The sequence below is a fragment of the Pleurocapsa sp. FMAR1 genome, assembly GCF_963665995.1.
GTDB lineage: Bacteria > Cyanobacteriota > Cyanobacteriia > Cyanobacteriales > Xenococcaceae > Waterburya.
Genome location: NZ_OY762512.1, coordinates 969831 through 992990 on the forward strand (window position 1 = coordinate 969831; position 23160 = coordinate 992990).

General features: G+C 39.8%; 17 protein-coding genes. 8 read left to right on the forward strand and 9 right to left on the reverse strand.

Annotation, left to right across the window (positions count from 1 at the left end; genetic code table 11):
* Window positions 1–9: 9 nt before the first annotated feature.
* Window positions 10–1026, reverse strand: coding sequence for an adenosyl-hopene transferase HpnH (gene hpnH, locus SLP02_RS04790; RefSeq protein WP_319419511.1), 1017 nt, complete (start codon window positions 1024–1026; stop codon window positions 10–12).
* Between the two features lie 402 nt (window positions 1027–1428).
* Window positions 1429–2811, reverse strand: a complete 1383-nt coding sequence (locus SLP02_RS04795; RefSeq protein WP_319419512.1) for a cobyrinate a,c-diamide synthase — start codon at window positions 2809–2811, stop codon at window positions 1429–1431.
* 146 nt (window positions 2812–2957) lie between these two features.
* On the opposite strand from SLP02_RS04795, the gene SLP02_RS04800 reads away from it, so the two are divergent.
* The 6 genes from SLP02_RS04800 to SLP02_RS04825 all read left to right on the forward strand — a co-directional run bounded on the left by SLP02_RS04800 (window position 2958) and on the right by SLP02_RS04825 (window position 10775).
* A complete protein-coding gene (locus SLP02_RS04800; protein WP_319419513.1) occupies window positions 2958–4169 on the forward strand; it encodes a response regulator in 1212 nt (403 codons plus the stop codon).
* Window positions 4170–4358: 189 nt separating this feature from the next.
* The gene (locus SLP02_RS04805) at window positions 4359–4724 is read left to right on the forward strand and encodes a response regulator (protein WP_319419514.1); all 366 of its coding nucleotides are present in this window, start codon (window positions 4359–4361) and stop codon (window positions 4722–4724) included.
* 71 nt (window positions 4725–4795) lie between these two features.
* On the forward strand, window positions 4796–5266 hold the full coding sequence (locus SLP02_RS04810) for a chemotaxis protein CheW (protein WP_319419515.1): 471 nt from the start codon (window positions 4796–4798) through the stop codon (window positions 5264–5266).
* A 59-nt stretch (window positions 5267–5325) separates the two neighbouring features.
* Window positions 5326–6996, forward strand: coding sequence for a methyl-accepting chemotaxis protein (locus tag SLP02_RS04815; protein WP_319419516.1), 1671 nt, complete (start codon window positions 5326–5328; stop codon window positions 6994–6996).
* 77 nt (window positions 6997–7073) lie between these two features.
* On the forward strand, window positions 7074–10187 hold the full coding sequence (locus tag SLP02_RS04820) for a response regulator (protein WP_319419517.1): 3114 nt from the start codon (window positions 7074–7076) through the stop codon (window positions 10185–10187).
* Window positions 10188–10211: 24 nt separating this feature from the next.
* Complete coding sequence (locus SLP02_RS04825) at window positions 10212–10775, forward strand: CPBP family glutamic-type intramembrane protease (protein WP_319419518.1); 564 nt, start codon at window positions 10212–10214, stop codon at window positions 10773–10775.
* 106 nt (window positions 10776–10881) lie between these two features.
* On the opposite strand, the gene SLP02_RS04830 is transcribed toward SLP02_RS04825, so the two are convergent.
* On the reverse strand, window positions 10882–11436 hold the full coding sequence (locus SLP02_RS04830; protein WP_319419519.1) for a Uma2 family endonuclease: 555 nt from the start codon (window positions 11434–11436) through the stop codon (window positions 10882–10884).
* A gap of 264 nt (window positions 11437–11700) precedes the next feature.
* Between SLP02_RS04830 and SLP02_RS04835 the strand changes: the two genes are divergently transcribed.
* On the forward strand, window positions 11701–14316 hold the full coding sequence (locus SLP02_RS04835) for a M1 family metallopeptidase (protein ID WP_319419520.1): 2616 nt from the start codon (window positions 11701–11703) through the stop codon (window positions 14314–14316).
* A 200-nt stretch (window positions 14317–14516) separates the two neighbouring features.
* On the opposite strand, the gene SLP02_RS04840 is transcribed toward SLP02_RS04835, so the two are convergent.
* The 4 genes from SLP02_RS04840 to SLP02_RS04855 form a co-directional block, all read right to left on the reverse strand.
* Window positions 14517–14717 carry a chlorophyll a/b-binding protein gene (locus tag SLP02_RS04840; protein WP_319423654.1) on the reverse strand — a complete coding sequence of 67 codons (201 nt, stop codon included), beginning with the start codon at window positions 14715–14717 and terminating at the stop codon, window positions 14517–14519.
* A 432-nt stretch (window positions 14718–15149) separates the two neighbouring features.
* Complete coding sequence (locus SLP02_RS04845) at window positions 15150–15968, reverse strand: carbon-nitrogen hydrolase family protein (protein WP_319419521.1); 819 nt, start codon at window positions 15966–15968, stop codon at window positions 15150–15152.
* A gap of 77 nt (window positions 15969–16045) precedes the next feature.
* The gene (locus SLP02_RS04850; RefSeq protein WP_319419522.1) at window positions 16046–16462 is read right to left on the reverse strand and encodes a cytidine deaminase; all 417 of its coding nucleotides are present in this window, start codon (window positions 16460–16462) and stop codon (window positions 16046–16048) included.
* 11 nt (window positions 16463–16473) lie between these two features.
* Window positions 16474–17565, reverse strand: a complete 1092-nt coding sequence (locus tag SLP02_RS04855; protein WP_319419523.1) for a 3-deoxy-7-phosphoheptulonate synthase — start codon at window positions 17563–17565, stop codon at window positions 16474–16476.
* A gap of 239 nt (window positions 17566–17804) precedes the next feature.
* Between SLP02_RS04855 and SLP02_RS04860 the strand changes: the two genes are divergently transcribed.
* A complete protein-coding gene (locus tag SLP02_RS04860; RefSeq protein ID WP_319419524.1) occupies window positions 17805–18797 on the forward strand; it encodes an NAD-dependent epimerase/dehydratase family protein in 993 nt (330 codons plus the stop codon).
* Between the two features lie 138 nt (window positions 18798–18935).
* Here the strand turns inward: SLP02_RS04860 and SLP02_RS04865 are convergent, their stop codons facing one another.
* On the reverse strand, window positions 18936–19823 hold the full coding sequence (locus SLP02_RS04865; protein ID WP_319419525.1) for a polysaccharide deacetylase family protein: 888 nt from the start codon (window positions 19821–19823) through the stop codon (window positions 18936–18938).
* Window positions 19824–20011: 188 nt separating this feature from the next.
* Window positions 20012–23017, reverse strand: a complete 3006-nt coding sequence (locus SLP02_RS04870) for a plasmid replication protein, CyRepA1 family (protein WP_319419526.1) — start codon at window positions 23015–23017, stop codon at window positions 20012–20014.
* Window positions 23018–23160: the final 143 nt, after the last annotated feature.

A 23160-nucleotide genomic window follows, 5' to 3' on the forward strand; every position in this document is an offset into this window, starting at 1 on the left:
TTGCTCTTGCTAGCCTCCGAATAATGCGCCGATCGCTTTGCCCATATTTTCAGGCTGCATAGCTGCTGTAGCTGCGGTTGGTTCATAGCCGCAATGCACCATACAGTCTTGGCATTGAGGATTACCGCTTTTTTTGCCGTAATTACTCCACTGAGTCTGTTCAATTAGCTCTTTATAGCTGGAAAAATGACCTTCATTCAGGAGGTAACAGGGTTTTTGCCAGCCCAAAACGCTGTAGCTAGGACTACCCCAAGGAGTACAGTCAAAGTCTTGGTCGCCCATCAAAAACTCTAGAAACAAAGGATTGTGGTTAAAATTCCATTTCTTTTTGCCAGATTTCCAGGGAGATAAAATTTCTTTGAATAAGGCTTTAGTTTGCTCTCGTTTTAAGAAGTTTTCCTGATCTGGCGCCCACTCGTAGCTATAGCCAGGAGAAACCATTATCCCATCGAGATTTAGAGTATCTAGATAATCAAAAAACTTCTGCATCTCTTGTGGATCGGCACCTTCAAAAACCGTGGTGTTGGTAGTAACTCGAAAACCTTGTTGTTTAGCAGCTTTGATAGCAGCGATCGCTTTGACAAATACTCCCTGGCGATCGACACACTTGTCATGTTGTTCTTCTAACCCATCTAAATGCACGCTGAAAGTCAGGTAAGGCGAAGGTTTAAATTTGCTCAAGCTTTTTTCTAGCAAAATGCCGTTGGTGCAAAGATAAACAAATTTCTTACGTTGGACTAAACCTCTAACGATCTCATCAATTTGAGGGTGCAGTAAAGGCTCTCCTCCAGGAATAGAAACTACTGGCGCACCACATTCTTCTGCCGCAGCAAAACATTGTTCTGGAGTTAGATTTTGCTTCAATATTTCCGTAGGATGCTGAATCTTACCACAGCCTGAGCAAGCCAAATTGCAGCGAAATAAAGGCTCTAGCATTAATACCAAAGGAAAGTGTTTACGTCCCCTTAGACGTTGGGTAACTAAATACTTTCCCACCGTCATTGCCTGTTGTAATTGAATTGCCATTACTTTATCTCCTCAAGAACACCTAAATTTCTTTCTATCTAATGTACCAACTTGCGAGCAAGTTCATACATTAACATCCGAGTTTTAAATAAAATTCTGCCCAAAAACTATCCGCCCCCACAGGTCGATAGCGGTTAACAACAAATGTTGCTATGGCTATTTACCTGTAGGGGCGGTCTAGAGGGTCTCTTAGTCGAAACCTAACTGCTGGAAGGAACTCCAACAATGTCTACCTAGCTGTTTCCGAAGAAACTAAAGATGCGACTGTTTAGAGAACAGCCCCAGCGCGCAGCTGGCTATCATCAACTAGAAGACCCATGTTACTACTGTGTTCTGTCATGGGCATCACCTCCTATATCCCTAAATGGTTATTAATAAATTTCGTATCTCCAATTAATATAGCTAATTTTTATAGTTTCGGCAACGTTGGCTAAATCTTTGCGCCAAAAATTTGTATTCACCCCAATGAAGATGTAAATAAGAAGCGTGTAGCTGCTTGATATTCCAACCTTCTGTAAGCTGAAGACTAGAGTTGTGAAAACCTTTTAACTGCCATTGAGGAGTGGGGGAAACAGCAGTAAGTTGAGAGTGATGAAATTCATGCCCTCTAACGGTTTGTTGAGCGGTAACCAAAGAACTAGTTTGTAACGCCATTGCCCGTCGATAGCCCAAAGTCAATTTTGCTTTCATGGTGACACAACTAGGAATTACGCCTACCATTGACCAAGTTTTTTGATTTAAATCGATTAACTGTTGGCAAAGATACATTAAGCCTCCACACTCAGCATAAGTAGGTATACCAGCTTGAATTATCTGTTTTAACTCTTGTCTTACTGTCTTGTTTTCTGCTAGCTGCTGGGCAAAAATCTCTGGAAATCCACCGCCAAAGTATAATCCCTGAACGTTTCTGGGAATCTGCCGATCTTCTAAAGGACTCCAAAAGATTAATTCTGCACCTAGTTCTTTTAGAAGATCCAAATTGTCTTGGTAATAAAAATTGAAAGCTTTATCTTTAGCGATCGCAATTCTTACAGGACTTGGCGAGGTGGCGAGGTGACGAGGTGGCGAGGTGACGAGGTGGCGAGGTGACGAGGTGAGTAAAGGTAATAGTTTATCCCAGTCTAGAGTTTTGGCTAGTTCTGCTAATTGAGAGAAAACGCTTTTAAGATTAGGTATTTCTGAGGAGGGAATAAGACCTAAATGACGATCGCCAAGGGTAATTTCTTGGTTACGTCTAATAACTCCCAAAATTGGCATCTCAATTGTTTCTAGGGCCGTTTCTAGTAGCTCTAAATGGCGATCGCTTGCCACCTTATTGAGAATTACTCCTGCAATAGTTACTTTTGGATCTAAATTAGCATAGCCCAAAGCGATCGCTGCAATCGAACCAGATAAGCGAGAACAGTCTAAAACCAAAGCTACAGGCAGATTGAGTATTCTGGCAATATGAGCAGTACTGCCATAGTCATTCAAGGAATTAGTATTAGTAACCTCTGGGTTACGGATACCATCAAATAACCCCATCACCCCTTCTATCACTACACAATCAGCATTTTGAGTATTGCGCTTGAAACAATTCTGAACATAATTAGGGGAAGTCAAAACAGGATCTAAGTTACGACAGGGTATCCCCGTAGCCGAGAAGTGAAACATCGGATCTATATAATCTGGTCCTACCTTAAATGACTGAACTCTATTTCCCTGTTGGGTAAGAAAGGCAAGTATGGCAAGGGTTACCGTCGTTTTGCCTACTCCAGAGCGATCGCCAGCAATAATTAAAGCCATGTAGTTTTATCTCGATCCCAAATTCAAATCATTAAAACATGAATTTTCCTAAAGTTTTTGGGAACTATAAAAAAAGTACAACCAGACCATCTACTTTTAATTTTTTTTTAGCTAGCTTCCCTTAACAGTTAATTTTTAGCAAGATTATGAACAACCATCTTCAAAGTCCTCTACAAGTTATCAATGCCAAATCAAAAGAAACTTGGTCTGGTTGTGTTGAAGTAACAGAACCAAAGGATGCTTCTGTTTGTTGGCATATATATCTGCTACAGGGAAAAATTCAATATATAAGTACAAATGTCGAACAGCAAACTCGCTTAAATTATCTGTGGCAAAACTTAAAGCTTGATTCGATATCTCCTGATTTATCGGGAGAAAAAGTTTCCGAGTATTCTTTATTATGCCAGCATTTAATCGATAAACAACTATCAGAAGTAGATATCAAAAAGCTGCTTTTTATGTTCGCTAAAGAGGGATTAATTAATGTTTTAAGTATCGAAAAAACTAGTATCGAATTAAAGCCAGCTAAACGAATCAACAAATCAATTATTAGTTTTGAACTAAAAAAGCTATACTTCCACGAACAGGTAAAAGAGCAGATACAAGCTTGGCAACAGGTAAGAAAATATTTTTATTCTCCTATTAGCAGGCTATATCTAGATCAGAAAAACGCCTTGAGGTTCTACAAAATCTGGAAAGTGCTGTTCACCAAACCTGAATTTGAGATTTTGGCAAACTCTCAAAAACTTTCTTCTTTTGTCAGCTTATTCGTTGCCAAAAGCAATCTATACGAAATAGCAATAAAAGCCAAAGTTGATACTTATTTCTTAGCTAAAAATCTCGAAGAATCTATTGAAGAAAAAATTGTTGATTTGTTACCTTTTGATGAAGCTGCTGCTAACGAAATGCAAAAGCAAAATACTAGCCAACAAGATAGTGTTAATCAATCACCCCCTGCTGATAGTAATGCTGCTCAAACTTTGATTGTCTGTATTGATGATAGTAAAACAGTACAAAGACAGGTAAAAATGACTTTAGAAGCAGCTAATTATCGAGTTATCAGTATCCACGATCCGACTACCGCCTTAAAAGAATTATCTCTTCATCAACCTGCGGTAATTTTTATGGATATCAATATGCCAAATATGAATGGCTATGACTTGTGTAGTCTCTTGAGAAAATCACAAAAATTCAAAGAAATTCCTATAGTTATGTTAACTGGTAGGGACGGAATGATCGATCGAGTTAGGGCTAAGTTAGCTGGAGCTACCGATTATTTAACCAAGCCTTGTGACCCCAACAAATTAATTCAGTTAGCTAAAGTTTTAGAAAAATCCGTTGTGTTTACTACTCAATAAACCGTGTCAAATTTGAAACTTTGTTCCAAAAAAAGCTGGAATATAGTTGTTTTTAATCCACATATATTTTTGTCTCAATCCTGCTATTACTCTTATAAGTGATGATAGTTCAAGCATCATTTTGGGAATTATAGTATTAGCCCAATTACCGATCTTTTACATAACCTGAAAAAACATCATCTAAATATTATGAAAACTATATTAATTGTTGAAGATACCCACGCTGAAAGACAAATGAGTTCTGCTCTATTGTCTCATGCTGGTTTTAATGTTGCTGTTGCCGCGAGTGCCGAAGCAGCTTGGGAATGGCTTAATAATAACCCTAGTCCTAATTTGATTTTGTTGGATATTGTTATGCCAGGAGAAAGTGGTTTAGATCTCTGTCGCAAAATTAGAGAACGTGATGAATGGAAAGAGATTCCTATCTTGTTTTGTAGCTCTAAAGCTGAAGAATTTGATCGCTTTTGGGCAATGCGTCAAGGTGGAAATGAATATATTACCAAACCTTATGTTCCCCAAAATCTGGTTGATAAAGTGAATCAGTTTGCTAGCTAAAGCAAATTAACTTAAAGCAAACTAGTTTTACTTTGTGTACCTGTAGATAGATTTAAATTTACTTTGTGTTAATGAATCAAGAATATTTTAGCGTTCAATTAGCTCCAGAAATAAACTTAGGAATTCCCTTAGCAAATATGGGCGCGGTAATACAGTTAGAAGTAAATAATATCTGCCCAGTTCCAGGGGTAGCTGCTTTTTGGTATGGGGTAGTAAATTTTAAAGGTTCTTTGCTTTGGGTTTTAGATAGCGATCGCTATTTTCATTTAGTTAGTAAGCAAAAGTTGAAAAGAAAGCTAACGGCTGTAGTTCTCAAGTACGATCCAGCCAAAAGCTCAAGACAGATAGCATTAGTAACGCAGCAGCTAATCGGCATTACCACCTTAAAAGCTCAACATGAAGAAATCTCCGAGAACATATCATCTAACCTAAAAAACTGTTGTTCTGCCAGTGCCGTCACAGAAGCTAAAAATACTTATATTTTAAACCCTGCCAATCTATCACAGCAGCTACATCAACAATCAAGTTTAATATCTGCCTAATCACAGTAAAGCTGTAAACGTTGGTCGAACTTTATATTTTAATTACCAGGAAAAATACTATGTCTGATTCGGAATTAAAACCCTTTGAAAACATTAGCGATGATATCGTCGGTAAAATTGTTGAGGCAAACACCTTAGAAAGTAAGGGAGAAATAGAAAAAGCGATCGCGGTTTATCAAGAAATTGTAGTCCTAGATCCTGATGGCAACTACGGTAATGTCGCCAGGGAAGCGTTAGCCAATCTACAAAAATCCCAACCATCTTTGCTAACAAAAGAATTTCAGGTTATTCCAACTGATTCTCAAGGTTGGTTTGGGCAGAATTTGAGTTTAAAACTTAAAGTCCCGTTAATGGTATTCTTCCTGAGTATAATACCAACTATTACTATTGGTTCAACAGCCTATTTCTATGTTAATCAGGTACTGCAAGTAGAAATGTCTGAACAGCAAAAGTCTGCAATTCAAAAAAATTTAGGCTTGACTTTGGGACTAAGTAGTGCTGTCTTGATAGCTTTAGTCGGTCTAGCAGCCTCAGCCCTAGCAACTAAAATCACTAAACCTCTTCTAGAAGCTAGTAATGCCATTGACGAAATAGGAAAAGGAAAGTTTGATGTTCGCATACCTATTACTGGACAAGATGAATTAGCTCATTTAAGTTCTAACATCAACAAAATGGCAGGGCAAATTCAAGATCTGCTCTACACTCAAGAGCGAGAAGCTAAAAATCAGCAGCAACAAAGAGAAACTCTACAGCGAGGGGTAATGAGTCTGCTGATGGACGTAGAGGGAGCGCAAAAAGGAGATTTAACCGTTAGAGCAGCTATAAGTGATGGTGCAGTCGGCTCAATTGCTGATGCCTTTAACTCGACTCTCAAAAAATTACAGGGATTACTGCAAAAAGTCCAAACTGTATCTGCCGATGTCGGTCAATTGTCTTTAGCTGGGGAAGGTTCGGTACGACAGCTTTCAGAATCTGCCTTGATTCAAGCAGCAGAAATCGAGCAGGCGTTAGGCAGTATTGACCAAATTAATCAATCGGTAAAAACTATAGCTGATTATGCTCAAGAGGCTGCTAAAATTGCCCGTAATGGTTCAATTCAAGCCAAAGAAGGGGATTTAGCGATGGATGCAACGGTTTATAGTATTGAAAAAATTCGGACTACCGTTGCTAACACCTCAAAAAAAGTAAAACAGCTTGCAGAATCTTCCCAAGAAATTGCCAAAATTGTGGAAATCATTTCGGGTATTTCCGAGAAAACAAACTTACTGGCTTTTAACGCTTCAGTTGAAGCAGCGCGGGCAGGGGAACATGGAGAAGGATTTAGAATTGTTGCCGAAGAAGTCCGTCGTTTAGCAGATCGAATTACCGAATCAACCAAGGATATTCAACAACTAGTAACGGCAATTCAGCAAGACACCACTTCGGTACTGCAAGGGATGGAAACTAGCACCTCAGAAGTAGTAAATGGTAGTGAACTAGTACGCATGACTAAACTTAACCTTCAAAGTTTAGCAAACACTAGTCAACAAATTGATGAATATTTAAAATCAATTTCTACCAATACTACAAAGCAAACCGATAATTCCAAGCAGGTTAACGAACAAATTAATGGTATTGCTCTAGTTGCAAAAACTAATTCTACTGAAGCCCAAAACGTGGTGAAATCACTGAAAACTTTGGTTCAAGAAGCAGAAACTCTTCAATCATCGGTATCGCAATTTAAACTCTAAGCTTAAAAAGAGCTTCATAGTTTTAAACCAACTTTTTATTACCTAACTAATCTTACCAAGGCGCAGTCTTATTCAACATGAGTTCCCAGTTAGACCCTGAAATTCTCGCTGCTATTACCGCCGAAGCTCGTCAGTGTTTTTTAGATGAAGATGCTCCAGAATATCTTCAGATGCTCGAACAAGGCTTGCAAGATCGTGCCGATCCTAATTTTACTGATTTATTGCGGGCTGCTCACTCCCTAAAAGGGGGAGCGGGTTTAGCTTGTTTGACTAGCCTGCAAAACTTGGCTCATAAACTAGAAGATGTGATGGTGGGCATTCAGGAGAAAAAAATTGACGAACTAGATTTGGCTTGGGCGTTAGTAGAAAAAAGTATTGACGAGGTAGGGTATATTTTAAGTCAGGCTCGCACAGTAGATAATGCGATCGCCAATCCTGAATTAATTACGGCTCTAGAGTCTTTGGTCGGCTTTAGTTCAGATACCCAGGAATATTCAGAATATTCAACTGGAGAAAGTGATGACAATAGTAGCCAAGACGCTCTAGTTTACAGTACCTTAACCGTAGACTTAGAAAATAGCTTTGTGGTTATTGAAGAATTAGAGCTAGATACCCCTGAAGAAGTTATTGAGCCTCTTTTGTCAGGATTTGCTGATGAATGTACCTTTTTGGCAGAAACTCTGGATTTACCCTGGTTAGGGGAAGTTGCTGCACCAATTACCGAGACTTTACAGGGATCTGATGCGGTTGAAGCATTGTTACTAACTAAAGAGATTATTACTCAGCTACGAACTGAGATTGCAGATTACCTTGGCAATATTACTCTTAATCAAAAGTCTGAACCTGAGATAGCAAGTAACTACGAATTTGTCGCTAGTACTCTCAATCAGGATTTAGAAGACTTATGCCAAGGTATTTTAGGCTTAGCTTTAGATACGCCAGAAGAAGTTATTAATGAGGCTTTAACTGGCTTTGGGGATGAATGTACTTTTTTGGGAGAAACTTTGTCCTTGCCTTGGTTAATTGAAGCGGTATCAGAAATCGGCACGCTGATAGCTGAAGCCGATCCCCTAGAAGCTTTATTAACGGTACAGGAATTAGCCGAGCAGATTCGTCAACAGCGAGATTCTTATTTAGATTTGACAAAGGTTGATGAGCAGACATTTATTGACAGCGAAGAAGATGCAGAAGAATTATCTAGCGAAGATGTAGAGCAGGGACTAAATGAAAATGAGGAAATAGATGAAGCAGGGTTTTTTGGCTCTGAAGATGAAGACGAGGAAGCAGTACCAGCTACCATAATGTTTGCCCCTGCTGCGGTGTCGGCTGCTAAAGTAGCAGAAGAATCTAAAAAACCTGCCCCTGCTGCAAATCAGCTAAAAATCCCCTTAGAAAGACTACAGGATATGACTAGCAACGTAGAGGAGTTGATTTTAACCTACTCTCGTTTTGGTCGCCAACAAAAACAGTTAAACCAAGCAAATCGTCGTTTGCGATCGCTTACTCGTCAGTTTGAACCGATTCGAGAGCAAATTCAGAATCTATACGATCGCCTAGCAATTGGTTCTAGTGATGTATCCCCAACCATAGGTAATGCTCAAAAAGTTAATGAAGGCTTCGATTCTTTGGAAATGGATCGCTACACAGATTTACACAGTAGCTTGCAATTGTTCCAAGAATTAATGCTTCAGATCCAAGAAACTCGCACTGACATTGATTTTGTCGAGCGAGAGTTTGCCGAAGATATTGAACAAACTCGGAATAATCTAGATAACTTATATTCTGAAGTTACTGATTCACGACTAGTTCCCTTTGATTTGTTGGCTAAAAGATTCGTTCCCCAAATTATTGGCTTAAGTCAACGATTTGATAAGCTAGTTGACCTAAAAATTGAAGGAAAAAATACTCCTGTCGATCAAATATTACTTGAACAGCTACAAACTCCCTTAACTCATCTGCTCAACAATGCTTTCGATCATGGTATTGAATCAAAATACGAACGTATTACTGCTGGCAAGCCAGAAACGGCAACTATACAGTTAACTTCCAAGCTTCAAAGAAATAGCTTAGTAATCACGATTAAAGATGATGGGGGGGGAATTAGTATTGAAAAAGTCTACAATCGTGCAGTAGAAAGAGGAATTTGTCCTCCCGAAAAATCAATTAAAGACTTTCAGCCAGGAGAAATTTTAAACTGGATTTTTAAACCTGATTTTTCTACCGCAGCCAAAGTTAGTGATATTTCTGGTCGAGGTATGGGGCTAGATATTGTCCTCAACTTAATTCGCAAATTGAAAGGTCAATTACAGGTACAAACTGATGCTGGTTTAGGCACAACTTTTACCATCACCTTGCCTTTAAACCTCAGCCTACAATCTTTGTTACTGGTTCAGCTACAGAATCAAATTATAGCTTTCCCTCACACTAGCGTTTTAGAAATATTGCCCTATCGGGAATTGGATTTTACCAATGAGCGAAAACAACATATTAATTGGCACAATCAGGTTATCACCTTAACTTCTGTTTCTAATCTGTTTCCCTGTCCTAGAGAACCTTTTCAACTGAGTTTAGAGAAAGTTGCGATCGTTTTAGAAACAGCCTTTGAACCTGTGACAATTGTGGTAGATGCTATTGTCAAAGAAGAAAAATTGATTATTAAACCTTTTGATGAAACTATTCCTGTACCAGCTTACATGGCAGGCTGTACTGTATTAGGCTCAGGGGAAGTAATTCCCGTGATTCTGCCTCAAGGTTTGGAACAAAATGCTGTGACCAAAGGTTCACTCAAAGCAAAATCCGTTGCTCAAGCCAACAACACTTCTACCATCTTAATTGCTGAGGATTCTATTGCTACAAGAAAAATGCTGGATAAAATATTAACTGCTGTTGGTTATAAAGTAATTGTTTGCCGTGATGGACAAGAAGCTTTGGAGCAAACAGAACAATATACAGGCAGAATCGATCTGATAGTTTCCGATGTGGAAATGCCTCGACTTAATGGTTTTGAACTATTAGCAAAAGTCCGCGCCCAACCCGCATTTAAAAACACGCCAGTAATTATGGCAACTTCGCGTACAGGCGATCGCCATAAGCAAGAAGCTAAACGATTAGGCGCAACAGACTATTTAGGAAAACCCGTTCAGCCACAAGAATTAATTGATACCGTAGCAGCCTTATTAGCACGAAGATAGTGCCATTTTCGGCTAGGTTAAATCATGGTTTTAGCGATTCTCAACGTAACTATAAATTCTATTTTCTCAATATTGCTAACTCGCTTGGTTAAAGCGATCGCCATTCCTAGTTACTCTAGCCTGTCTAAAATGACTATTTTACTCTGCATATATGGTCTAGTGGCTATTCCTTGGGGCTTAAAAACTAATTTTTTGCGCTGGGATATATGCAAATCTAAGCAATTAATATTCAAAATTACAGCAACTTCGTTGATTGCACCTGCCTTAATTGAAGAGATATTTTTCCGCGTCTCGCTTTTGCCTTATCCTCTAGAGCAAATTCAACCTAATTCTTGGTTTGCATGGTCACTATTAAGTTTATTTTGCTTCATCATTTATCATCCCCTTAATGCTTTTACTTTTTTTCCTCAAGGAAAAGAAACCTTTAGTAATCCAGTTTTTCTTTGTTTAGCAACTGGGTTGGGGATTATCTACACTTTAACGTATTGGCAAAGTGGTTCTCTTTGGCTACCAGTATTTGTGCATTGGTTAGTGGTAGTTATTTGGTTACTTTGCTGGGGCGGGTTAAGTAAACTAAATTTCAAATAGCGATCGCTCTAGAGAAAATTTGAAACTTAGACGATAATCAGACATTATGCTTGGTGTTCTAAATTATATTTCTAATTACCTATGCCAGATTAATTCCATTAGAAAATTATTGTGAATTGATGGTTAATATTTCTGCTACTTTGATATCAATTGTGGGAAAGGCTAAGGGCTTAACAATACCTGTAGTAATTTCTTTTTTACTTGAATAACCATCCTGCTTTGGACTAGTAAATACCCAAAGTTTATTATCAGGTAAATCAACTACCCAATATTCAGGAATGCTATTACGAGCATAAGTAACAGATTTTTCTTCAAGATCCCTTGTCAAAGTAGTATTAGATACTTCGACTAGCCAATAAATATTTTGAGGATCAGGATGGCGATCGCGATAATTATTATCCTCAAACTGAACTATGGCAATATCAGGTTCAGGTTCAGAGTTATCTAGGGTAATTGGATGAGCTTCTCTTACCTTAGCTTTTCCTCGTAATACATCTCTTAAGTAATCAGCTACGGTATCAATCCGAGAGCTATGAATAGGCTTTTCTGGACTCATAGCAATAATTTCCCCTTCCAAAAGTTCGACAGATTTGCCTTCCAAAACTCCAGATTCAATTATTCGGTGATAATCCTCAACTGACCATTTATAAAGTGCTTTCATAACTATATTTTTATAATTTTACCTGCATTTATTTCTACTTTAATAATATCTCCGTCCTTTAATTCAAACTCATTTCGTATCTAATTTATCCTCCTAATTGCCTAATTTCTTAGATTAAAATGTGGTAAAGCGATCGCTTTTAAAATATCGCTTTTAAAATTTAGTCAGTTCGGGTTTTTATAACCAAAAATAAATCTTAAGTAAAATTTTGCTGAATTAGATACCCTAATCTATAAAGGTATACTGCAATTATTCACATAATCCATGTCTCATTTTTATTTTGATGCTGAAGATCAACGCAAGTCTTTTGAGCTTCCAGGGGCGAAACCCCATTACAATCCAGATCGCCCAGGACAGGTAGATCATATATTTCTTGATTTAATTCTCGATATCCCTAATCAAAGTTTCCAAGGGACTTGTACTACTACTATTACTCCTGTACGTCCAGGTATTCAGCAACTGACGATGGATGCAGTAGATTTAACCATTGAATCCGTATTAGTTGATGGTGTTAGTCAAAATTTTGACTATGACGGGGAACAAATTGAAATTCGTCTACAGCAAGCCACTACAACAGAAGCAGTTAAAGTTGCGATCGCCTATTCGGTGGATCATCCTCAACGAGGACTATATTTTATCGCTCCTACAGAATATTATCCTGATAAACCGACTCAGGTTTGGACACAAGGGGAGGATGAAGATTCTCGCTTTTGGTTTCCCTGCTTTGATTATCCTGGGCAATTAGCCACTTCAGAAATTCGAGTCCAAATACCAGCAGGATTTAAGGCAGTTTCTAACGGGGAATTGATTAATACTGAAAAAGCAGATGATGGCGAGATATACCATTGGTCACAGCAGCAGGTACATCCTACTTACCTAATGACTTTGGCGGTAGGAGACTTTGCCGAGATTGCTGATGAATGGAAAGGCAAACCGATTACCTATTATGTAGAGAAAGGAAGAGAAGCAGACGGTAAGCGCAGTATGGGTAAAACACCCCGTATGGTAGAGTTTTTGTCTCAGAAATATGGCTATGACTATCCCTATCCTAAATACGCCCAGGTGTGTGTAGACGACTTTATCTTTGGCGGGATGGAAAATACTTCTACTACCTTATTAACAGATCGTTGTTTGCTAGATGAACGAGCAGCGACTGATAACATGAGGACAGAGAGTTTAGTGCTACACGAGCTAGCTCATCAGTGGTTTGGAGATTTGGTGGTAATTAAACACTGGTCACACGCCTGGATTAAAGAAGGGATGGCTTCTTATGCAGAGGTGTTTTGGACAGAGGAAGAATATGGTAAAGATGATGCTGCTTATTATCTGTTAAATGAAGCCCGTACCTATATCGATGAAGATAGTACTCGTTATCGCCGTCCAATTGTGACGAATGTTTACCGTGAAGCGATCGAGCTTTATGACCGCCATCTTTATGAAAAGGGTGCTTGTGTTTATCACATGATTCGGGCAATTTTAGGGGATGAACTGTTTGATAAGGCAATTCAAACCTTTGTCCAGGATAATGCCCACCAGACAGTAGAGACAGTAGATTTGCTGCGGGCGATCGATAAAGCTACTGGTTATAACCTGATGTTTTTGTTCGATCAGTATGTTTTTCGTGGTGGTCATCCTGATTTTCAGGTAGCTTATGCTTGGGATGGCGATAGCAATCTGGCTAAGTTGACCGTTACTCAAAAACAGGCGCAGAAAGATAGTGAGAGTAAGGAATTATTCGATCTCAAGATTCCCGTTGCTTTTGGCTATGTAGCTGAAAAATCTGATGCTACAGAATTTAAAACTTTTTCGCTTCGTACCTATCAAGCTGAACAAAGCTTTTATTTTCCCTTAGAAAGTAAGCCTGATTTTATTAGCTTTGATGTGGGCAACAATTTCCTCAAAACAGTTACCTTACAGTATCCTGTTGCCCAACTTAAAAAACAGTTAAAATACGATCGCGATCCTATTTCCCGTATTTATGCTGTTGCTGCTTTAGCTAAAAAAGGTGGACTGGAAACAGTTAAAGCCTTAGCTGAATCTTTAACTGGCGATCGCTTTTGGGGAGTACGGGTAGAGGTAGCTAAAAAGCTAGGCAAAATCAAGCTCAATCAGGCTATGGATGCTTTACAGTCTGGCTTGAAAGATGAAGATGCCAGAGTACGTAGGACTATAGTTACTGCCCTGAGTAACTTTAAAAATGCTGCTAGCTATCAAGTTATTGCTGATTCTCTTAATCAAGGTGATCCTAGCTACTATAATGAAGCTGCTGCTGCGCGTAGTTTGGGTGGTATGGTAGGGGGAAATCTCAAGGCGAAACAGCCAGAGGCTATCGCTTTACTCAAGACTATCTTAGAACAGCGTGCGGGTTGGAATGAAGTTGTGCGTGGTGGTGCGATTTCAGGCTTGAGCAGAATGAAAACTTCTGCTGATGCGGTGGATATTATCATGGAATATACTAAGCTAGGTACTCCCCAAGCTCTAAGACTTACCGCCATTCGCTGTTTGGGAGAGATATCTACTGGTCAAACTCCTGAGAAACTGGGAGAGATTTTAGAACAGTTAGAAGCGATCGCAGGGGAATCTTTTTTCTTAACTCAGGTGGCAGTCGTCGGTGCTTTAGGTCAAATGCAAACAGCCCAAGCAATTAATATTCTCAATGGGCTGGCAGAGCAAACTCCTGATGGCAGAGTGCGTCGTCGTGCAGAAGAAGCTGTAAATAAGGTGCAGAAAAACTTGGGTGCGGACAAGGCGGTGAAAGAATTACGTCAAGAGGTTGATAAATTAAAACAAACTAATCAGGATCTTGTTAGTCGTTTGGCTAAATTGGAAGCACAAAGTGATAAAGGTGTTACTGATTTAAAGTATCAAACCGAGAAGTAATCTGTTCGTAGCTATCAGCTCTTAGCTCTTAGCTCTTAGCTTTTTAGTTGATTTGCTGGATCGTGAAAATTATATAATCATACCTCGATCCAGCAACGCCGTGATAAATAACTATTAGCGTCTAAATTCTGCTAAATAACCGAAAAAACCCTGTTAAAAAACAGGGTTTGAACTTAAAATATTGAATATTTAGAAACTATTTACACAATGCCAAGCCAGTGGAAGAACCCTTGTCCAGTAGTTAATTCCACCGCTAATGCTCCCAAAAATCCAATCATAGCTAATCTACCATTCCAAATTTCAGCACTAGGATTAGAACCGAATTGAAACTTGGTAGCGAATTCGCCATACTTGCGGCTGGATTGAACATCATAATGTTCTGTTGGTGTTTTATTTTCCATATTTGCCATGATTTTTAATTCCTTTGTTGAGTTTTGTAACTAGTTATTATTAAGATAAATAAAAAATTTTTGTTTGTTCTCTATCTTTGGTTAGAGATAAAAATAAAAAGTTAAAGATCGAAACAAAGATATATGAGTTTGGTGACTTTAGCAATAATTGGTTAACAACTATTAATGGATAGTTATTTCTGTTGATTGCCAAAGCGATCGCTTTTTAAACCCCGTCCATATTCAAAACTCGTTACTCGTTACTTAAAACAGTTAACTGAAAAACTACAGGTTTCAACAAGTGCGTGGAATAGCGCAACAGCCTTGCAGGAGGGAAACCCTCCGCAGACGAAGGACTTGTCCGCACGTACTGTTGCAAGACAGCTTGTGAAACCCAAGCATTTCCGCACTTCAAACTAGATGAGGTTTATTATCTATCTTCCCTCAAACAAAAACGCGGTGTTGCAAGGAAGGCATTTGTTGGCGTACTTGCTGTAAACGATCAGGATTTATTTCGGCTATAGCTACTCCTGGGGCATTGCCTGCATCAGCTAGGATTACTCCCCAAGGGTCGATAATCATGGCATGACCATGAGTGTAGCGACGTTCGTAATGGTTGCCTGTTTGGGCAGGAGCGATAACATAACAGGTGTTTTCAATCGCTCTTGCCTGTAATAATACTTGCCAGTGATCTTTACCTGTAAAAGCGGTAAAGGCAGCCGGAATAAATAGTACATCTGCTCCCAAATGAGATAGATAACGGTAAAATTCTGGAAAGCGAACATCATAACAGATAGATAAACCCAATTTACCTAATTTTTCAGAGTCATAGATAGGAGGAATTCTCTCGCCAGCCATGACGGTGCTAGATTCTTGATAGGTATTGCCATCAGGGACGTTGACATCAAACAAATGAACTTTTTGATAGTGAACAGCCTGTTGACCATCGGGGGTAACTAAAACCGCTGTATTATAGGCTTTCTCTGGGTTATCTGCTACAGGAACAGGAAAGCCACCACCTAAAATTGTGATTTGAAACCTCTGCGCCATTTTTTTGAGAAACTGCTCGGATTTGTCCGCAATTTCCCTTGCTTGAGCAATTTTGTCTACTTCTTGACCTAAAAAAGCAAAATTTTCTGGCAGACTAACTAATTCTGCGCCTTTGTGAACTGCTAGCTCGATTAATTCTTCTGCCTCGACCAAGTTTTTTCCTAGGTCAGGTTTACTGGTCATTTGAACAGCGGCGGCAAGATATGACTTCATGGAGAAACTTAATTTTTAGATAGTTAATTCTGGGATATGGCTCAAAGATTAAATTTAGGAACCGTATTTAACCCTATTTATAAAGCAAATTCAGTAAATCCTTCTGGAAGCAATTCTTTAATAGTTAAATTTTGCCAACCCTGGCTTCCTAGGAAAATAATCTGAGTCTGTTTTCCAAACTCCCAGATTACTTGGCGACAAGCTCCACAAGGAGAGCAGGGTACATTTTGACTATTAGTTACGGCGATCGCTTTTATCTCGATTGTATAGCCTCCTTCGGCGATCATGGCATTAGCGATCGCATTTCTTTCGGCACACACGCCCAATCCATAGGAAACGTTTTCTATATTGCAACCAGCATATATTTTGCCCGTAGTTGTTAGGAGTGCTGCCCCAACTCGAAACTGCGAATAAGGCGCATAGGCTTTAGTTAGTGCTTGAGTCGCCACTTCGAGCAACTGTTGTTCTGATTCACTTAAAGAAGATTTGTTCATTAAGTAATTTTTTATTTCCCTACAGCAGAAGCAAGGTTTTGTTTAACATCTGGTCTACCATCAGCAACCGCAGCAGCCAGAGAATGAAGCATGGTTTGGGTTGTTTCCCAGTTGACGCAGGCATCAGTAATGCTCTGACCATGAACTAGAGATGAGCGATCTTTAGATATGGACTGACTACCTTCTACTAGATGGCTTTCAATCATGACCCCCACAACTTGAAGTGAGCTAGTTTTAATTTGTTGAACAATATTATCCAAAACCGTAACCTGTTTGGTAAAATCTTTGCTGCTGTTGCCATGACTACAGTCAATCATCAAACGCGAATTCATTGCTTTCTGTTTTAAAGCATTACAGGCTGCCTCAATATCGCTGGCTTCATAGTTGGGTTTTTTGGCACCACCTCTTAAGACTAGGTGTCCATCGGGGTTACCTGTGGTTTTGACTATACTAGCTAGACCATCTTGGTTGATGCCTAAAAAATGGTGAGATATTCTGGCAGTGAGCATGGCGTTAATGGCAGCGGTAAAGCTGCCGTCTGTACCGTTTTTATAGCCGACGGGCATTGATAAGCCAGAAGCCATTTGACGATGAATTTGACTTTCGGTAGTTCTCGCACCAATAGCCGTCCAGCAAATTAAGTCAGCAATATACTGAGGCGTAATCGGATCTAATAGCTCTGTAGCAGCAGGTAAACCTATATCTGCTAAATCGATTAATAGTTTTCTGGCGGCTCGTAAACCTGTATTAATATCGTAGCTGTTATTTAAATCAGGGTCGTTAATTAATCCTTTCCAGCCTACGGTAGTGCGAGGTTTTTCAAAATAAACTCGCATTACAATTTCTAGCCGATCTTGGAGTTGCGATCGCAATTTGACCAACTTCTCGCCATATTCTTTGGCTGCTGCAACATCATGAATAGAACAAGGGCCGACTACAACTAAAATTCTTTGGTCTTTGCCTTCCAATATATTACGAATACTGTTTCGGGTTTGGGTTACTAGCTTGGCAGCTTTTGGTTGTAAAGGTAATTCGCTTTTAACGAAAGCTGGGCTTAACAAAGGTCTGGTTTCAATAACGTGTAGATCGCTGGTAATATTCATATTTTTAAGATTACTGGTTTTTTTAGAACTTCTTGAGGGAATAAACTGATAATTGATTAAATGGTTATCAGTTGGGAGCGATTGGCGAATTGCCCCTAACTATTTTGACATCTTTCTAGTTTCTGATGATTTCGGCTATAGTTTACAGTTTTTTTGGACTAAGTCTTGCTGCAAATCAAGAAACAACAGTTATCCTGTTAAAGATATAAATTAATCATATTTACCTTAAGTTGACTTTCATGGGCATTCATATTGTTACTGGTGTTGCAGGATTTATTGGTTCTCACTTAGCCGAAGCTTTATTGCAAAAAGGTTCAGAAGTGATTGGCATCGATCAGTTTAATGATTACTATGATTGCCAGCTAAAACAGGACAATATAGTTAATCTTAGACAAAATTCTCGTTTTAAGCTAATTAGAGCTAATATTCAAGAGTTAGATTGGCAGCAGCTTTTAAAGCAAGTAGACGTAGTTTACCATCAGGCAGCCCAAGCAGGAGTTAGAGCTAGTTGGGGAGAGGGATTTGGGCAATATACAGCCAGAAACATTAACGCCACTCAGGTAATTTTAGAAGCAGCTAAACAAGCAAAATCATTAAAGAGATTTGTTTATGCTTCTAGCTCGTCAATTTATGGCGATGCAGCAACTATGCCTACTCCTGAGACTCTCTGTCCTCAACCAGTATCTCCCTATGGCATTACCAAGCTAGCAGGAGAACGTCTATGTTGGCTCTATCAAAAGAACTTTGGTGTCCCTGTTACTTCTTTGCGTTACTTTACTGTATACGGACCTCGGCAGCGTCCTGATATGGCTTTTCACAAGTTTTTTAAAGCAGCAATCAACGATCGGACTATTTCTATTTATGGTGATGGACAACAAACCAGAGACTATACCTATGTAAGTGATATTGTGGCAGCTAATCTGGCTGCGGGAGAAATGCCAGAAGCTATAGGGGAAGTGTTTAATATTGGTGGCGGTAGCCGAGTGACTTTGATTGAGCTACTAACTATGATGGAACAAGTTATAGGACAGCCAATTCGTAAAAAATATATTGAGCAAGCAGCAGGGGATGCCCGCCATACCAGTGCTGACATTACCAAAGCTAAAGAAATATTGGTTTACCAGCCTCAAGTTTCGTTGATGGCAGGTTTAACCCAAGAATGGCAATGGATTCAATCTCTGTACCAACCTTCAGATCTCAAATCAGAAAGACTTGCGTCTACAAATAATTAAATCACCAACGCCATCTTTAATTAGACTTCGCAGACAGTGCTGCTGTAGTAGAGAATGTATTGACTATTTGTACTCCTAATGGAGACTTAGTGTTTGAAGCTAATAGCTAGGGCGAAGCTCTTTATATCTCTACTCTAGTTAGAGATTGCGAAAGTGGGAGTTGATAGCTCCAGTTGTTGTAAACCATGTCTCGGCACCCGCCCGATCTTTTATGTAACGTAGAGCGCGTTCTAAATGAGCGAACCGATGTGCTTGTCCCATCAGATAAGGATGCAGCGCAATTCCCATAACGACTGGGCGAGTGGCGCATTCTCGCTGATGCAAATCGAATGCAGACACAATCATCTCGGCAAATTCGGAGGCTTCGCGATGGCGACCCATAATATGTGGTACGTCGTTTAATTCCTGCGGATAAGGAACTGAGAGAATACGCCCTGTTCCTTTCTTTGCTTCCGTGTCGAACCAAACTGGCTGCTCGTCGTGCGCCCAATCCAAAAGGTACTCATAACCAGCTTCGTCTAAAATATCTGGGGTATGAACGGACTCGGAAATAAGTGGTGCAAGGTAGCCCTTCGGTGCTGTACCAGTCGCCTCGGTCAAAAGCTCTTTCACTTTCTCAATCATTGCCTGCTCGTCCGAACGGCTGAGTTGCCCTGGCTGAGTCGAGTTTGTGAGACCGTGAGCCACAATCTCATCCCCCCGTAATCGAAAAGCCCGAACAATTTGGGGAGCGCGATCGCAGAGCGCAGCGTTCAGCAATGCTACTACAGGTAGTTCGAGTTCATCGAATAGATCGAGCATACGCCAGATGCCAACCCTGTTACCGTAGTCGCGCCAAGCATAGTTCAGCACATCTGGAGTTGGGTTAGGGGAGGCGAGCGTCGCACCACACTCCTCGTTGAAAGCAAACCATTCAACGTTAACGCCAATATAGACTGCAAGCCGCTTACCATCTTGCCAAGAAAAGTCTGGGCGATCGACGATTGGCGAGAAATTGTAGCGATTATGGTGGACTATCTCTAGCATATTAGTCTCGGATCGTTTTATAAATAAATTAGTACATTCAAATTAGCACTTTTCAAACCTCTAATTTGTGGCCTATGGCGATCGCTTTAGATGTATAATTAGAGCCTATGGCGATCGCTATATTAAACCTATAATCGAGTGAATTCGTTTGATTATTGTTTGAGTAAGTTAACTGCGGAATCTCAGTTCTAAATATCCAAGCTTAATTGGAGATAGTTGTGTTTTGCCTCAGCAACTTTTGATCTAGAAAGATTAAGAGTTTGCTCGGCAGACCAAAACAAGGAATTGCCAGGACGTTGGCGGTCTACGTTTAACCAGTGGCTAAATACTTGTTCTCGTCGATCTGTGGGGGACAGTATTTGATAGACTCTAACTCTCTTTTTGTTGATGCTTTCATAACACATACATTTAAGTTTGCAGCCGATTTTAGCGAGAAGACGACTAACTATGGTTACGGGAGTAAAATTTTTAGCGATGCCAATGTTGAGGATTGTTTTGATTTCTGAACGATTATTATGAGCGATCGCACTGAGGGACTGTAAGTCAGCATCGGTATTGCGTAATTCTCGATTGGTATCTTGTAATAAAACGGGAATTCCCATTAGCTCTAAAGTGCCAACAATCGCTCCAAGCTGAGAGTTATTGAAATCAGGTAAGAATAAACTACCGTTTCCCTGTTCAATTAGCTTACGGGCAACCTGAGTATCCCGATCTGCTAGGTAAGGACGACCAACTGTTAGAAAGTAATGCAGCCTAATTTTTTCATACCATCCTTGATCATTTAAAGATACCAACTCTGGGGTGATCGGTAAATTGTAGCGTTGGTGTAGCTCATGTTTTTTAAGTTGACGGCGATCGCTTAAGGACTTAATTAAGCGTTTTTTGAGAGCCAAATACTGATGAGTATTAAGATCGGTAGAACAGGCGATCGCCTTACATTCTGCTAAATAGTTTTGGGTGCTGATTTCGGTGATCGCTGCGACTAAACTATTATCGGCTTGAGATTCTCCTTGGCTTTCTAACTCTTCAAATTTAACCGTGGCTGCATCTATTATTTGATGTCCTTCGGCTTTTAACCCCGCCAAAATAGAGTTACCATAATTGCTTGCGCTTGCATTAAAGCGTACCGCCATTTTTGCCCAACACAGCAGAGATTCTGCTTGAAAACCTGTGTCTAAATCATCGAGATAGGCAAAGTCCGACTGCTGTAACAGGCGGATATTTAGCTGGGTAAAACGCTGACTAGAGCTAAGTAAAGCAGGAATGGAAGTTGAACCGTTACCGATTTTATTAAAACTATAGTTGGCGCACCATAGATGTCGGGGGACATTTTGCCGTAAGCGAGATAGAGTCTGACGGACGGCGTTTTCTGCCTGGATGCCTTGAGCGATCGCCCAAACAGAGGTAAAGTGATTTTTTAGTTCAATGGATATGCCCGTTTCAATTGAAGGACTAGCCACCAGAATATCGTACTGCCATAAAACTTTTTCTAGCTGAGAGATACAGCCATAAGCAACGTGGCTAAAATCGGCAAGGGACTCGGAATCTATACGCAGAATTTTTTTAGCAGGAAACTTCTGTTTTAAATAAGCTTCTAGGGTTTGAGTACTCCATTTACTAGTCAGCTTTTGTGCCGAGAGACAAATAAATGGTTTGCCTCCTTGTTGGATGTGGGTTTCTAGATTACCGACTAGTTTTTTTGGACTTTTCCCCTCATAGTTATATACCTGCCATGAGGTTTGGTCGTCATGTTGCCAAATATTATGGACAATATAGGGTTTAATTTCCATTCCTGATAAAGCAATCAAATAATCTAAGGCAATATTGCTCAAGTCCGCATCCGCTATGTATACCTGTCCGCGATCGCCTAAAACATTCTGCATCAGAGTTTTAAATGACTTTAAAATCTCAACCCGTCTGTCTTTACAGGTATTTGAATTTAAACCATGCCATAATACCTGCTCTACTTCATCAATAATTACTAGGCTATTTGACCAGTGAGCGGGGTTAAATTTTGCTTGAGAAGAGCCATGGAGAGAATCAATACAAAGACCATAACCTAAAGCTGTCTGCTCAGGACAGTCTTTGTCGGTGACGTAATTAAGTCCAAACCTGCTACATAATTCTTTGACTAACTGCACTCGATGCCCAATGACTAAAACTTTCTGCCCACGAGCGATCGCTTGGGCGACAATTTTCTCAATAAATCTGGTTTTACCAGTGCCTTTGGGTGATTTAATACCGACTAACTTGGTTCTGGGTGGTATATTTAACTCTGGCAAATAACGGCTATTTAGCTCAACATCCGTAGGATGAGTTAAATTTGTCCAAGATTTTGCTTTCCAGGTTTCTAGATCTACCGCCTCATCAAAAGCCTGTGCAAAATGTGTCTGACCATGATTGATAATTAAATCGTCTACACCTTTGCCTAGCTGACTATTCCAGGTAACAACTTTGACTTGACAACCAGCTTGCTGTAACAAATAGCCCGTTTTTCTGATTGCTGCATTGACTGCCTGAACTGTTTTTGGTTTAGAATCTCGATCAAAGACAATGTATATTTGTCGTCCAGGGGTAGCCAGGGTAGTTAACTGAGGAATCAAATGAGATTTAGCGATCCGTTTACCATCAGCATCTTTAGGAGTCCGATAGCCATTATTAATGCCAGGTAAAGCGATCGCACTATAGCCAGCAGACAATAACGCTCCTGCTTTTTTTGCCCCTTCAGTAATACAAAGGGGAACTTGGGGATTATTTTTTAACCACTGCCAAAATCCCAAGTCAGCACTGTTTTGAGCAATATCCTGAAGAGTAATTTTGACTTGAGCGCGATCGGCAATTTTTTGCCACAAACTAAGAGGAACTTTAAGCGCAAATAAACCTGTGGCGGTTTTAGGGGGATGCTCATACTTGATAATCTTATCAGCATCTTGGCGAGGGCGATCGGGCTTAAAACAACCCCAGATATCTTCTTCACCGCTCAAAATATCTATGCCAGAACACCACCATCCTCCAGCATCAAGATGAGCATAACGTTGAAGAAATCTTGCATTAATTCTGCCGTCATTTCTTCTAGGGATAGAATTTGAGTATAGTAAATATTCCCCAGGGGACTCTCCCTCAAGGTTAACTACGTTTAAGCGGGTTAACTCTTCGTCTACGCCACTTGCTTTCCATTCCCGTAAATGATCCATTAACACTTATTCCTTGCTCTTTAGGAATAAGAATCATACCACTATATATAGCGTAAATATAAAAACAAACCGTAAATATACGCCAGATATAGAGTAAAACTGGAGAAATAAGCAGACCCAGCTTAAATTTTGGGTAGTCGTTT

Bases quoted from the DNA above. Each gene is read 5' to 3' on its own strand.
- hpnH (WP_319419511.1), bottom strand. From the start codon at position 1,026: ATGGCAATTCAATTACAACAGGCAATGACGGTGGGAAAGTATTTAGTT.
- SLP02_RS04795 (WP_319419512.1), bottom strand. From the start codon at position 2,811: ATGGCTTTAATTATTGCTGGCGATCGCTCTGGAGTAGGCAAAACGACG.
- SLP02_RS04800 (WP_319419513.1), top strand. From the start codon at position 2,958: ATGAACAACCATCTTCAAAGTCCTCTACAAGTTATCAATGCCAAATCA.
- SLP02_RS04805 (WP_319419514.1), top strand. From the start codon at position 4,359: ATGAAAACTATATTAATTGTTGAAGATACCCACGCTGAAAGACAAATG.
- SLP02_RS04810 (WP_319419515.1), top strand. From the start codon at position 4,796: ATGAATCAAGAATATTTTAGCGTTCAATTAGCTCCAGAAATAAACTTA.
- SLP02_RS04815 (WP_319419516.1), top strand. From the start codon at position 5,326: ATGTCTGATTCGGAATTAAAACCCTTTGAAAACATTAGCGATGATATC.
- SLP02_RS04820 (WP_319419517.1), top strand. From the start codon at position 7,074: ATGAGTTCCCAGTTAGACCCTGAAATTCTCGCTGCTATTACCGCCGAA.
- SLP02_RS04825 (WP_319419518.1), top strand. From the start codon at position 10,212: ATGGTTTTAGCGATTCTCAACGTAACTATAAATTCTATTTTCTCAATA.
- SLP02_RS04830 (WP_319419519.1), bottom strand. From the start codon at position 11,436: ATGAAAGCACTTTATAAATGGTCAGTTGAGGATTATCACCGAATAATT.
- SLP02_RS04835 (WP_319419520.1), top strand. From the start codon at position 11,701: ATGTCTCATTTTTATTTTGATGCTGAAGATCAACGCAAGTCTTTTGAG.
- SLP02_RS04840 (WP_319423654.1), bottom strand. From the start codon at position 14,717: ATGGAAAATAAAACACCAACAGAACATTATGATGTTCAATCCAGCCGC.
- SLP02_RS04845 (WP_319419521.1), bottom strand. From the start codon at position 15,968: ATGAAGTCATATCTTGCCGCCGCTGTTCAAATGACCAGTAAACCTGAC.
- SLP02_RS04850 (WP_319419522.1), bottom strand. From the start codon at position 16,462: ATGAACAAATCTTCTTTAAGTGAATCAGAACAACAGTTGCTCGAAGTG.
- SLP02_RS04855 (WP_319419523.1), bottom strand. From the start codon at position 17,565: ATGAATATTACCAGCGATCTACACGTTATTGAAACCAGACCTTTGTTA.
- SLP02_RS04860 (WP_319419524.1), top strand. From the start codon at position 17,805: ATGGGCATTCATATTGTTACTGGTGTTGCAGGATTTATTGGTTCTCAC.
- SLP02_RS04865 (WP_319419525.1), bottom strand. From the start codon at position 19,823: ATGCTAGAGATAGTCCACCATAATCGCTACAATTTCTCGCCAATCGTC.
- SLP02_RS04870 (WP_319419526.1), bottom strand. From the start codon at position 23,017: ATGGATCATTTACGGGAATGGAAAGCAAGTGGCGTAGACGAAGAGTTA.